9 protein-coding genes are annotated in these 12774 nt (G+C 67.5%); 8 read left to right on the forward strand and 1 reads right to left on the reverse strand.

The window, feature by feature from the left end; genetic code table 11:
- Positions 1-10 precede the first annotated feature (10 nt).
- The 8 genes from gspL (at position 11) to ACSQ3D_RS03885 (ending at position 10918) form a co-directional block, all read left to right on the forward strand.
- Positions 11-1312 carry a type II secretion system protein GspL gene (gene gspL, locus ACSQ3D_RS03850; protein ID WP_436125972.1) on the forward strand — a complete coding sequence of 434 codons (1302 nt, stop codon included), beginning with the start codon at positions 11-13 and terminating at the stop codon, positions 1310-1312.
- Positions 1309-1872 (forward strand): type II secretion system protein GspM, encoded by a 564-nt coding sequence (gene gspM / locus ACSQ3D_RS03855; protein ID WP_056415100.1) that lies wholly within the window; start codon positions 1309-1311, stop codon positions 1870-1872. The genes gspL and gspM overlap by 4 nt, the downstream gene beginning before the upstream one ends.
- Positions 1873-1886: 14 nt before the next feature.
- Positions 1887-2696 (forward strand): type II secretion system protein N, encoded by an 810-nt coding sequence (gene gspN, locus ACSQ3D_RS03860; RefSeq protein WP_056415097.1) that lies wholly within the window; start codon positions 1887-1889, stop codon positions 2694-2696.
- Between the two features lie 4 nt (positions 2697-2700).
- Entirely contained in the window at positions 2701-5328 is a 2628-nt protein-coding gene (gene gspD / locus ACSQ3D_RS03865; RefSeq protein WP_436125973.1) for a type II secretion system secretin GspD, read from the forward strand.
- 175 nt (positions 5329-5503) lie between these two features.
- The gene (locus ACSQ3D_RS03870) at positions 5504-6169 is read left to right on the forward strand and encodes a hypothetical protein (RefSeq protein WP_436125974.1); all 666 of its coding nucleotides are present in this window, start codon (positions 5504-5506) and stop codon (positions 6167-6169) included.
- On the forward strand, positions 6142-6681 hold the full coding sequence (locus ACSQ3D_RS03875) for a hypothetical protein (RefSeq protein ID WP_436125975.1): 540 nt from the start codon (positions 6142-6144) through the stop codon (positions 6679-6681). Before ACSQ3D_RS03870 ends, ACSQ3D_RS03875 begins: the two co-directional genes overlap by 28 nt.
- Positions 6682-6838: 157 nt before the next feature.
- Positions 6839-8227, forward strand: coding sequence for a GspE/PulE family protein (locus ACSQ3D_RS03880; RefSeq protein WP_436125976.1), 1389 nt, complete (start codon positions 6839-6841; stop codon positions 8225-8227).
- Between the two features lie 366 nt (positions 8228-8593).
- Positions 8594-10918, forward strand: a complete 2325-nt coding sequence (locus ACSQ3D_RS03885) for a hypothetical protein (protein ID WP_396503430.1) — start codon at positions 8594-8596, stop codon at positions 10916-10918.
- An 82-nt stretch (positions 10919-11000) separates the two neighbouring features.
- Here the strand turns inward: ACSQ3D_RS03885 and ACSQ3D_RS03890 are convergent, their stop codons facing one another.
- Positions 11001-12656 (reverse strand): methyl-accepting chemotaxis protein, encoded by a 1656-nt coding sequence (locus tag ACSQ3D_RS03890; RefSeq protein ID WP_436125977.1) that lies wholly within the window; start codon positions 12654-12656, stop codon positions 11001-11003.
- Positions 12657-12774 lie beyond the last annotated feature (118 nt).

Consider the following 12774-nt stretch of genomic DNA (forward strand, 5'->3'; position numbering starts at 1 on the left):
AAACCCCTCCATGAGCACCCTCATCCTTTTCCTGCCGCCGGCCCGTCCGGGCCCCGCCACCGAGTACAGCTACACGCTGACGGCGGACGGCCACACTGCCATCCGACACGCCACCGCCCCGGCGGCCCTGCTGCCTGAACCCACGCGCCCCGGCGGCGAGGTGGTGGCCGTGGTGCCCGCGCGCGCGCTGTCGTGGCAACGCGTGCAACTGCCGCCGGGCATCGCGCTCGGTGCCGGCCAGCAGACGCCGCGCCTGCGCTCGGTGCTCGACGGCCTGCTGGAAGACCGCCTTCTGGACGACGCCAGCCAGCTGCATTTCGCGCTGCAGCCCGGCGCGCAGGCGGGCGAGCCTTTGTGGGTGGCCGTGTGCGACCGCGCCTGGCTGCGCGAAAACCTGCAGGCCCTGGAGGCCGCGGGCCGCCGCGTGGCGCGCGTGGTGCCTGAATTCGCGCCCGGCCCCACTGCCAGCGGCCGCCCCGAACTGTGCGCACTGGGCACCCCCGAAGACGCGTGCGTGGTGCTCACCGGCCAGGGCCCCAGCCAAGGCGTGGCCGTTCTGCCCCTGTCGAACATGGCCCTGGCGCTGGCCCGCGCCGGCACCCCCGGCACACCCCCTGCGCCCGGCGACGAGGACGACGCCCTCGTGGTGCGTGCCGAGCCCGCCGTGGCAGCGCTGGCCGAGCGCACCCTGGGGCAGCGCGTGGCACTGCACACCGCCAGCCAGCGCGCGCTGGATGCCGCGCGCAGCGACTGGGACCTGGCCCAATTCGACTTGGCCAGCACCGGCCGCACACGCGCCCTGCGCAAGGCGGGCAGCCTGGCCAGCGCGCTGCTGCATGCACCGCAATGGCGCGCCGCACGCTGGGGCGCCGCGCTGCTGGTGGTGGCGCATCTGGTGGGCCTCAATGCCTGGGCCTGGCAGGAGCGCCAGGCCATGGTGGCCAAGCAGGCCGCCGTGCGCTCCACGCTGACGCAGACCTTCCCCAAGGTGCAGGTGGTGGTCGACGCACCGGTTCAGATGGAGCGCGAACTGGCGCAGCTGCGGCAAGCCGCCGGCAGCGTGTCGACCCGCGACCTGGAGCCCCTCTTGGCCGCCGCGGGCGCAGCACTGCCCGCCGGCCGCCAGCCCACCGCCATCGAATACACCCCGGGCGAGCTGCGCCTGCGCGGCGTGACCCTGGGCCCGGACGAAGAAACCGCGCTGTCTGCCAGCCTGCAGGCCGCGGGCTTCCAGGCCCGGGTGGACGACGGCAGCCTGCTGCTGCGCGCCGCCGAAGGCCGCTTGCCACCGACTGCGAAAGGCGCACCATGAGCACCCGCCCGTCGTCCAGCGCCGCGCTGCGCGCCCGCTGGCAAACCCTGGCCCCACGCGAGCAGACCCTGGTGCTGGCCGCTGGCGGTCTCGTGGCGTTCGCGCTGCTGTGGTGGGTGGCCGTGGCACCGGCCCTGGCCACGCTGCGCGCCGCCCCTGCGCGCCATGCAGAGCTCGACGCACAGCTTCAGCAGATGCAAAGCCTGCGCGCAGAAGCGCAGCAGCTGCAGTCCGCCCCCCGCAACACGCGCGGCGACTCGGTGGGTGCGCTGCGTGCCGCACTGGCGCAGCGCCTGGGCAACACGGCACAGATCAATGTCATCGGCGACCGCGCCACCGTCACACTCAAGGGCGCCCCCGCCGACGCGCTGGGCCAGTGGCTGGCCCAGGCCCGCAGCAATGCGCGCGCAGCGCCCATCGAGGCGCGCCTGGCACGCAGCGCCGCGGCCGCACCCGCAACCCCCAACGGGGCGGCAGCACCCGTGGTGCTGGGCAGCGCCCGCGCCATGCCGCGCTGGGATGGCACGCTGGTGCTGGCCCTGCCGCCAGCCCAACCCTGAACGCAACGAGACCCGTGGCCACTTCCTCCCGACACCGCCCACCCGTGACCCGCACGCCCCGCTCTGCATGGGGCTGGGCGCTGGCGGGCGCCCTGGCCGGCATGCTGCCCGCCGTGGTGGTGTTTGCACCCGCGCACTGGCTGGCCGACAACGTGGCCAACGCCTCCGGCGGGCAGGTGCAGTTGCTGCAGGCGCGCGGAACGGTATGGACCGGCTCGGCACAACTGGTGCTGACCGGCGGCAGCGCCAGCCAGGACCGCGCCGCCCTGCCGGGGCGGCTGGACTGGCGCATACGCCCCAGCTGGGGCGGACTGCATGTGCAGATCCATGCCGACTGCTGCACACCCCAGCCGCTGCAGTTGCAGGCCAGCGCGGGCTTGTCCGGCGCACGGCTGACCGTGATCGACGGCGAAAGCCTGTGGCCCGCGTCCGTGTTGACCGGCCTGGGCACCCCCTGGAACACGCTGCAGCCGCAGGGGCAGCTGGTGCTGCAGACCCGCGGCCTGGCGGCGCGCTGGAGCGCTGGCCGCATGACCCTGGCAGGCCAGGCGCAGCTCGATGCGCGGGCCATGTCCTCGCGACTGTCCACCCTGCGTCCCATGGGCAGCTACAGGCTGGCGGTGCAGGGCGGCGAAGTGCCCACGCTCACGCTGAGCACACTCGACGGCCACCTGCAACTGAGCGGCTCGGGCCAATGGGTGGGCCAGCGCCTGCGCTTCACGGGCGAGGCCAGTGCCGCGCCCGAGCGCGAGGCGGCCCTGGCCAATCTTCTGAACATCATTGGACGGCGCAGCGGCGCGCGCTCCATCATCACCGTGGGTTGACCCTATGACTTCCTTGTTCTCACCCCGCCTTGATTTTGCTCTTAAAGCGATAGCTGCCAGCGTCCTGCTGGCTTGCGCCAGCGGCCAGATCAATGCACAAACCGCCATCGACACCCGCACCGGCAGCGTGCGATCGGGCGAGCCGGTCACGCTGAACTTCGCCAACGCCGAGATCGAAGCCGTGGCGCGCACCATGGCCACCATCACCGGCCGCAACGTGGTCGTGGACCCGCGCGTGAAGGGCCAGCTCAACCTCGTCACCGAGCGCGCCGTGACCCCGGCGGCGGCCTTCCAGCAGTTCCTGGCCGCGCTGCGCCTGCAGGGCTTCACCGTGGTCGAAGCGGCGGGTCTGTACAAGGTGGTGCCCGAGGCCGATGCCAAGCTGCAGGGCGGCAGCGTGAGCGTGGTGCAGGGCAGCTCCGGCAGCGCGCCGGGCGGCGGGCAGATCGTCACGCAGATCTTCAAGCTCAACTTCGAAAACGCGGCCAACCTGGTGCCCGTGCTGCGCCCGCTGATCAGCCCCAACAACACGATCAACGTGAACCCCGGCAACAACTCGCTGGTGATTACCGACTACGCCGACAACCTGCAGCGCCTGGCGCGCATCGTGGCGGCCATGGATGTCTCCAACGCCAGCGACGTGGAAGTGATCCCGCTGCGCAACGCCGTGGCCACCGACCTGGCGCCGCTGGTGGCGCGCCTCATCGACGGCGGCAGTGCCGCCGTGGGCGTGCCGGCCGCTGGCCAGGGGCAGTCGGACACGTCGTTCAAGACCACGCTGATCGCCGAGCCGCGCAGCAACTCGCTGATCCTGCGCGCCGCCAACCCGGCGCGCGTGGCGCAGGTGCGCGCGCTGGTGGACCGGCTGGACCAGGCCCCCGTGCCCGGCAGCAGTGCGTCCACCGGCAACATCCACGTGGTCTACCTCAAGAATGCCGACGCCACCAAGCTTGCGACCACCCTGCGCGCTGCCATGGCGGCGATGGGCACGGGCAACAGTGCGGGGGGTGCCGCAGGCGGCGGCGGTGTCAGCAGCCCCGCCGCGCCCAGCGGCAGCCTGAGCGGCGGCAACAACAGCGGCAGCATGCTGTCCACCGGCACGGGGCTGTCCAACAGCAGTTCGGGCGGACTGGGTGCGGGCAGCAGCGCCATGGGCACCAGCAGCACCAACAACAACCAGCCATCCACCGGCGGCCAGATCCAGGCGGACCCCACCACCAACTCGCTCATCATCACGGCGCCGGAGCCGCTGTACCGCCAGCTGCGCACGGTCATCGACCAGTTGGACGGGCGGCGTGCGCAGGTGCTGGTGGAAAGCCTGATCGTGGAAATCTCGGCCAACAAGCTGGCCGAGTTCGGCATCCAGTGGCAGGGCATTCTGGGCAAGCAAGGCGACGGTACCGTGGGCGTGATCGGCACCAACTCCGGGCAGGCCGGGGCCAACATCCTGGGCATCACCGCGGCCCTGGCTTCGGGCAACGCTGCGAGCATCGCCTCGGCCGCGGGCACCCTCGGTCAGGGACTGAACGTGGCGCTGGCGCCGCGCATCAACGGCCAGTACTACCTGGGGGCACTGGCCAACTTCCTGCAGAACAGCGGGGACGCGAATGTGCTCTCCACCCCCAACCTGATGACGCTGGACAACGAAGAGGCGCGCATCATCATCGGCAACAACGTGCCCTTCGTCACGGGTTCGTACGCCAACACCACGGGCAGCAGCACGGTCAACCCGTTCCAGACCGTCGAGCGCAAGGACGTGGGCCTGATGCTCAAGGTGCGCCCGCAGATCAGCGAAAACGGCACGGTGAAGATGGCGATCTACCAGGAGGTTTCCAAGATCGACACGTCGACCCTCAGCAACGCCAACGGTCCGAGCACCAGCAAACGCTCCATCGAATCGAACGTGGTGGTGGACGACGGCAGCATCATCGTGATCGGCGGCCTGCTGGAAGACAGCTATCAGCAAGGCCAGGACAAGGTGCCGGTGATGGGCGATCTGCCGGTGGTGGGCAACCTGTTCCGCAGCGAAACCCGCTCGCGCAACAAGACCAACCTCATGGTCTTCCTGCGTCCCATCGTGGTGCGCGACAACGCCACCAGCGACGCTTTGATGGTGGACCGCTATGAAGCCATCCGCGCGCTGCAGCAGGCCACGCAGCCCGCTCCAAGCCTGCCCATGAAGACGGTGTCGGGCGCACCCATACTGCCTCCGCTGCCGGAGCGATTCACCGCCCCTGCCCCTGCGCAACCGGCGACCGCTGTGCCCGTGCCCGTCCCCATGCAGCAACTCACCCCCGTGGTGCCGCTGCCTCCGCCAGCACCCACCGGCGCACCGATCAGCAGTGCGCCTGCGCAACCTGTTGCAGCACCGCCCGCGACTCCCCAGGCCGCGGTTTCGCTGTACTACGTCAACATCGGCACCTTCGGCGATGACGCGCAGTCCAAGGCCTCGATGGCCCGCCTGCGCAATTCGGCGCTGCCGCTGGCGCTGCAGTCCGTGGAGACCAACCGCGGCACAGCCACCCGCGTGCGCGTTGGCCCCTACGCGACCGAAGAGGCTGCCCAGGCTGCCGCAGCCACCGTGCGCGGCAAGCTGGCCCTGAACGCCACGGTGGCGGCGCAGCCGCTCTGAGCACCACCGCCGACAGGTACGGATGTGTTGCCACGGTGTGGAGGGCTAGCAACCCATCAGCGCAGCGCCGACGCCACCTGCGCCGGTCTGCATCAGCATGACCATATTGGGCGGGATGTTGGAATCAGACGAATTTCTATCGCTCTACCCAAAAATATTCCCATTCAATCTAACCATGTTTGAACGCCATACCCCTTCACGTGTTCCAGTTCACGTCGCATCCTCTCACCTGGATAGCGTGTTACAAACAGGCGTTGCTCCGAGTCCATCAAGTGTTCGCAATCGCGACTCAGACACTTTTTCAAGTCATGCGAGCTGGATACAGGCAATGAACAAGTCCGCGCCCGCTCACATCGACACCGACGTAGAGCAAAACTCCAAGCAAATCGATCCCATAGAAAATATCGTCCGCCCTAGCGATGCTGTGGTAGCCCACTGGATAGGCTTGGCCTTGGGACCGGGCAAGGGTGAATCCTTTCTCATGACCAGGCGACTGGAATGGTCGAAAAGCAACCCGATCCCGAACATCAACCTTGTCGCCGCTGAACGATTCATGGGTGGCTACGAAGGGTTGTTTAACGAGGCAAGTTTAGGGTTGCAATATTTCGGAAAGCACTTCCGAGACAGTGCGCTTGCAAGTGCCGTACGCGAAAGAGCTCCGCAAAGCGCTTGGAGCAATCAACACTTTGTCATGCTGTTTGGCAGAAATGGCTCACCAGCAAACACGGTCGATTTCACTACGCGCTGGGCCCTATCCGGAATAGGACATCGATACATGAATATCAAGCCTGGCTCTGGATTATCCCCAGTCAAATGCAAAACCAATTCAAGAATTCAGTAAAATTAGCAGCAGTGACACTGCTGCTAATAATTTTCTGCTTGGTCGACGCTCATCTCATCAGAAGCCCTATATTCGGTTTGGTTGCAATCTTTCTTTGCGCACCTGTTTTTCTGTTCAAAGGCATTTTTCACCTCATCAAGAAAGACCTAAATTCAGCCAAAGAATATGGCATTAAAATCGTTTTTTGCGTAGCTCTTTTTGTGGTGTCCATCGTCTATGGGATCCATCACTTTGATCAAGTCGAACGTGATGTGAAACGCATAGGCGAACAGATACGAGAAGCGGCAGCGAATCAAGGATATTTTTCAGCATCACTGCATGAATTTGATGGCTTGGCGACAGACTTGAACCTGAAAAATCAAAAAACCTTCATAGTTAGAGGCGTACCGATTACCTACAGAGTAGACTCCAAAAATAGCAATGCATTTCTGCATTATTGGTATTATGGTTCGCTCGGCCAAATGAGTTTTGACATCAAAAACAACAAGTTCAGCACCGCAGTGCCTGACTGATATTCGCAGAATTCTCAACGTCCAGTATCCATCTGCGCCTAGAATTTTCTGATCGATTTTTTGGATTTCCTTCGCTGAGCCCATTCCATCCTTCGCGCCCCGGCAATCGAACTGGCCCGCGGCAGGGATGAACAGATTGTTTTCAAAAAGACACACCATGCGCCACCCCCTGCCCTACGCCTTTGCCCGCACCGCCCAGTTGCTGCTGGAGGATGACGGCCACCAGCTGGTGCTGTGGCACGGCCCGGCCCCCGACGCGGGTGCGCTGTCTGAAGTGCTGCGCAAGCACGCGGTGCAGCAGCTTCTGCCGCTGGACGCGCCGGGCCTGGCGCAGCGCATCAGCGCGGCGTACTCGCACAGCGAATCGAGCGCCGCCACGGTGGTGAGCGAGGTCGAGAGCGATGCCGACCTCTCGCGCATGATGCAGGAGCTGCCCGCGGTGGAAGACCTGCTGGAATCCGCCGGCGACGCGCCCATCATCCGCATGCTCAACGCCCTGCTCACGCAGGCCGCGCGCGACGGCGCGAGCGACATCCACATCAAGCCGTACGAGCGCCACTCCAGCGTGCGCTTTCGGGTGGACGGCACGCTGCGCGAGGTGGTGCAGCCCAACCGCGCGCTGCACGCCGCGCTGATCTCGCGCCTGAAGATCATGGCGGACCTCGACATCTCCGAAAAGCGCCTGCCGCAGGACGGCCGCATCAGCCTGCGCCTGGGCACGCGGGCCATCGACGTGCGTGTGTCCACCCTGCCCAGCGCCCATGGCGAGCGCGCCGTGCTGCGCCTGTTGGACAAGAGCGAAAGCAAGCTGAGCCTGGAAGCCGTGGGCATGCAGGGCGACACGCTGCACCGCTTCGAAGGCCTGATCTCGCAGCCGCACGGCATCATCCTCGTGACCGGACCCACGGGCTCGGGCAAGACGACCACGCTGTACGCGGGCCTGGGGCGCCTGGACGCCACGCGCAACAACATCATGACGGTGGAAGACCCCATCGAGTACGAGCTGCCGGGCGTGGGCCAGACCCAGGTCAACAGCAAGATCGAACTGACCTTTGCCAAGGCCCTGCGCGCCATCCTGCGGCAGGACCCGGACATCATCATGATCGGCGAAATCCGCGACTTCGAGACCGCGCAGATCGCCATCCAGGCCTCGCTGACGGGCCACCTGGTGCTGGCCACGCTGCACACCAACGACGCGGCCAGCGCGGTGACGCGGCTGACGGACATGGGCGTGGAGCCCTTCCTGCTGTCGTCGTCGCTGCTGGGCGTGCTGGCGCAGCGGCTGGTGCGCAAGTACTGCAGCCACTGCCACGGCAGCGGCTGTGAGCACTGCGGCCAGACGGGCTACACGGGCCGCACCGGTGTGTTCGAGCTGCTGGTGACCAACGACGCGATCCGCGCGCAGATCCACAACCAGGCGTCGGAGGCCGACATCCGCGCCGCGGCGATGGCTGACGGCATGGCGCTGATGCGCGACGATGGCGAACGCCTGATCGCCGCGGGCATCACCAGCCGGGAAGAAGTGCTGCGCGTCACGCGCGACTGAGCGTCCGGCAGACCCGCACCGCCGGGGGTACGGCCGGGCGCGGTGCGGGCGAGGGCTTGCGCGATGCAGCGCATTGCGCCCTCGCCCCGGGTTACTCCCACCACGAAACGCTATATTTTTTGTAGCTTCCAGCGCTTTCTCATAGCGCGGTAGCGGCCAAAACCTTCGGCATCTTCCCCTACGGATCGCCCGGCGCTGCTGTCAGCCCAGTCTGACAGGGCCACTGGCCCGTGACCGCTGGAAGCCGGGCATGCAGCCGCCCAGAATGGAAAGCCTGCAACCCGGCGAGGCGCGGCCTGCGCCCGCCGCGGTATCCGCCCCGCCTCCATTCCCATTGGCCCGCCGATCGCGCCCGCACCCATTCCCATGCACCCACCACCGACCCCGCCCCACCCATGGCAATTCTTCCGCGCCGGGGGCGTGGACCAGGTGATCATCCGATCCGGCGAGGACATCGCCCGACTGCCGGAGCTGGACCAGAAGCTCTGGGTGGCCCTGGCCTGCCCCACGCGCGGCATCGAGTTCGACGAGCGCACGCTGGATCTGATCGACATCGACCACGACGGCCGCATCCGCCCCCCGGAACTGCTGGCCGCCTGTGCCTGGGCCTGCGCGCAGCTGCGCGACCCTGCCGAGCTGACACGGCCCGGCGATACGCTGGACATCGCAGCCATCGACGACAGCACCGAGCCGGGTGCGGCGCTGGCAGGCGCAGCGCGTCGCATCCTCGCCATGGCGGGGAGCCCTGATGCCACCGCCATCTCGCTGGCCGAGGTGGTGGCGCGCAGCGAGCAACTGAGTACCCTGCGGTTCAACGGCGACGGAATCATCACCGTGGAGACGGCGCAGGGCGACGCGCTCGCCCGCACCGCGATCGAGCACATCCTGAAGACCCAGGGCAGCACCCCGCCCGTGGGCGACCCGCCGCTGCCGGGCATCGACCGCGCCCGCGCCGAAGCGTTCTTTGCCGACCTGGACAAGATCGCCGCCTGGGCTGCCAAGGCCCGTGACGCCACCACGGCACTGGCCCTGGGCGAACACACGCTCAGGGCGACCGAGGCCATGAACGCGGTGGCCCACAAGGTGGAAGACTTCTTCGCCCGCAGCCGCCTGGCGGCCTACGACCTGCGCGCGGCCACGGCGCTGAACCCGTCGCTGGAGGAATACACCGCCATGGCGCGCCAGGAGCTCGACCTGTCATCCAGCGCCATCGCCACCCTGCCGCTGGCACCCATCACGCCGCGCGGCCTGCTGCCGCTGACCGAGGGGGTCAACCCCGCCTGGGCGGCTGCGCTGCACACCTTTCGCGACCATGCCGTGGTGCCGCTGCTCGGGCACGACGTGGACACGCTGACGCAGGAGGGCTGGCACACCATCGCGCAGGCGCTGGCGCCCTGCCAGCAATGGCTGCAAGACCGGCCCGCCACCGCGGTGGACACGCTGGGCGACGAGGTGCTGACCGCCCTGCACGCCACGGACGCGCGCCAGCGCGTGATGGACCTGATCGCCGACGACGAGGCCGAGCAGACGCACAACGCGCACACCAAAGACCTGGAAAAGCTGCTGCGCTTCAAGCGCGACCTGCTGGAGCTGCTGAACAACTTCGTGTCGTTCTCCGCGTTCTACCAGCGCCGCGGCGCGATCTTCCAGGCCGGCACGCTGTACCTGGATGCGCGCAGCTGCGACCTCACGGTGCAGGTGGCCGACGCCGCGCAGCACGCCAAGCTGGCGGGCCTGGCCAAGACCTACCTCGCCTACTGCCAATGCACGCGCAAGGGCCAGAAGATGGGCATCGTGGCAGCGTTCACCGCGGGCGATGTGGACTTCCTCTTCGTGGGCCGCAACGGCGTGTTCTACGACCGCAAGGGCCAGGACTGGGATGCCACCATCACCCGCATCGTCGAGAACCCCACCAGCATCGGCCAGGCCTTCCTGTCGCCCTACAAGAAGTTCGTGCGCCTCATCGAAGAGCAGGTGGCCAAACGGGCGGCAGCCGGCGAGGCACGGGCGCAGAAGTCCCTGGGCGCCACGGCCAGCTCGCTGGCCAACACGCCCCTGAAGGCCGCCGGCACGGCGCCTGCGGACGCCGTCACGGCCACCGTGCCCCGCCGTACCGACGTGGGCACGGTGGCCGCCATCGGCGTCGCGCTGGGCAGCATCAGCGCAGTGCTGGTCGGCGTGTTCGCCAAGTTCGTGGACCTGGGGGTGTGGATACCGCTGGCGCTGGCGGGCATCGTGCTGGCCATCTCGGGGCCCAGCATGCTGATCGCCTGGCTCAAGCTGCGCCAGCGCAGCCTGGGGCCGCTGCTGGATGCCAGCGGCTGGGCCATCAACGGGCGCATGCGCATCAACACGCGGCTGGGCAGCTCGCTGTCGCAGACGGCCAAAGTGCCTGCCACTGCGCGCCGCACGCTGCAGGACCCGTTTGCGGAGTCGAAGGCACCGCTGTGGTGGAGCGCGGCGGCGCTCGTGGTGGTGGTGGCGCTGGGGGTGGCTGCGTGGCGCCTGCAGTGGTTCGACCGGTGGACCACTGCGCCTGCGCGGGCTCCGGCAGCGACGGCGCCTGCGCCGGCTTCAGCGGCTTCGTCTGCGGCCACGGTGCCGCCAGCCACGGGCAGCGCTGCCCCCGTGAACCCCGCCACCGCCCTGCCGGCCGCCACCGGTGCGGCTGCGGCGTCCAGCGCCCGCTGATTCTCCTGCGCGGCAGGGCCTGAGCAAAAAGCAAAAGGCCGGTCGCCCGGCCTTCTGCGTGTGGGCTGTGCCCTGTGCAGGGTCAGCGAATCTGCAGCGCGGGCCGGCGCGCTGCCTGGGCCACCGCCGGTGCCGAGGGCTCGCCAGGCGCACCGAAGGCCGGCGAAGACCCCGCGGCGCCTTCCTGCAGCCGGAACTGCCGCACGGCGCTGGTCAGGTGCACGGCCTGCTCGCGCAGGGATTCCGACGCGGCGGTGGACTGCTCCACCAGCGCGGCATTCTGCTGCGTCATTTGGTCGAGTTGGGTGACCGACTGGCTGATCTGGCCGATGTTGTCGCTCTGCTCGGCCGACGAGGCGGTGATTTCCGCAATGATGTCGGACACGCGGCGCACGCTGCTCACGATCTCGGTCATCGTCGCACCGGCCTGGCTCACCAGGCGCGAGCCGTCTTCCACGCGCTCCACCGACGAGCCGATCAGGCCTTTGATCTCCTTGGCCGCTGCAGCGCTGCGCTGGGCCAGGCTGCGCACTTCGCTGGCCACCACGGCAAAACCGCGGCCCTGTTCGCCTGCACGTGCGGCCTCGACCGCAGCGTTGAGCGCCAGGATGTTCGTCTGGAACGCGATGGAGTCGATCACGCCTGTGATGTCCGCGATCTTTCGCGAGCTGGTGGTGATCTGGTCCATGGTGGTCACCACCTGCGACACCACGGCACCGCCGCGTGCGGCCACTTCGGCGGCCGACGATGCGAAGTCGCTGGCCTGGCGCGACGACTGCGCGCTTTGCTGCACGGTGCTGGTCAGCATCTCCATCGACGATGCAGTCTCTTCCAGGTTGGCCGCCGTCTGCTCGGTGCGGTGGCTCAGGTCGTGGTTGCCACTGGCGATCTCGGAGCTGGCGGTGGAGATGTTGCCGGCAGAGTCCTGCACCTGGCGTACCAGGCCGCGCAGTGCGTCCTGCATGCGGCCCATGGCCACCACCAGCTGGCCCACTTCGTCGTGGTTCATCACTACCACGTCGCGCGACAGGTCGCCGCCGGCGATGCGCTCGGCCAGCTCTTGTGCCTGGCCCAGAGACTTGGTGATGGAGCGCACGCTGAAGAACGTGAGCGGAATCAGCACCGCCAGGCCCAGCAGCAGGCCGATGCCGATCAGCGCCGACATGGCCTTGGCACGCGACTCCACGCCCGCGCGGGCCTCGTCCATCTGGGTGCGGGCCGACGTGGCCAGGCTGGAGAACAGCTTGTCGGTGGCCTCCATGTGCACCTTGAAACGGTCGGCGTAGGCGCCACCGCCCGCACCGTCGAGTTGCGCGCGTTCGATCTGCTCGAAGATGGGGGAGATGCCGGTTTCGTACTGCTTGATCTCGGCCAGCGACTTGTCGATGGACTCGACAAACGCTGCATCGCCGGACTGCACCTGGCGCACATCGGCCAGGCTCTTGCGCAGGGCGGCGAGGGTCTTGGCCCAGGTCTCGCGCAGTGCGGAGACTTCGACCGAGTTGTTGAAATTGATGATGATGTCTTTTTCGGTGCGGCGCAGATCACCCAGTGTGGTGCGCAGCTCGGACATGTCGGTCAGCGTCTGCACCCGCTCCGAGAACAGCACCTGCAGCGTGCCGCGCGTGCGGTCCAGTGCCACATAACCCATGGCGCCAATGACGACCAGCAATATCAGCGAAAAAACGGTTCCGAAGTACAGGCGGGTGCGGATCGAAAAACGGCCCAGAGCATTCATGGCTCTTCCTTACATTTTTTAACAGACAACCCAGCATAGCAAATTTGGTGCCACGCCACCACCCGTCCTTCTGGGCCGGGCGTGGGCGCGACTATATGCTGTGCGGGCCTGTCAAAAG

This window comes from Acidovorax sp. LjRoot117 (genome assembly GCF_964252695.1).
GTDB lineage: Bacteria > Pseudomonadota > Gammaproteobacteria > Burkholderiales > Burkholderiaceae_C > Acidovorax.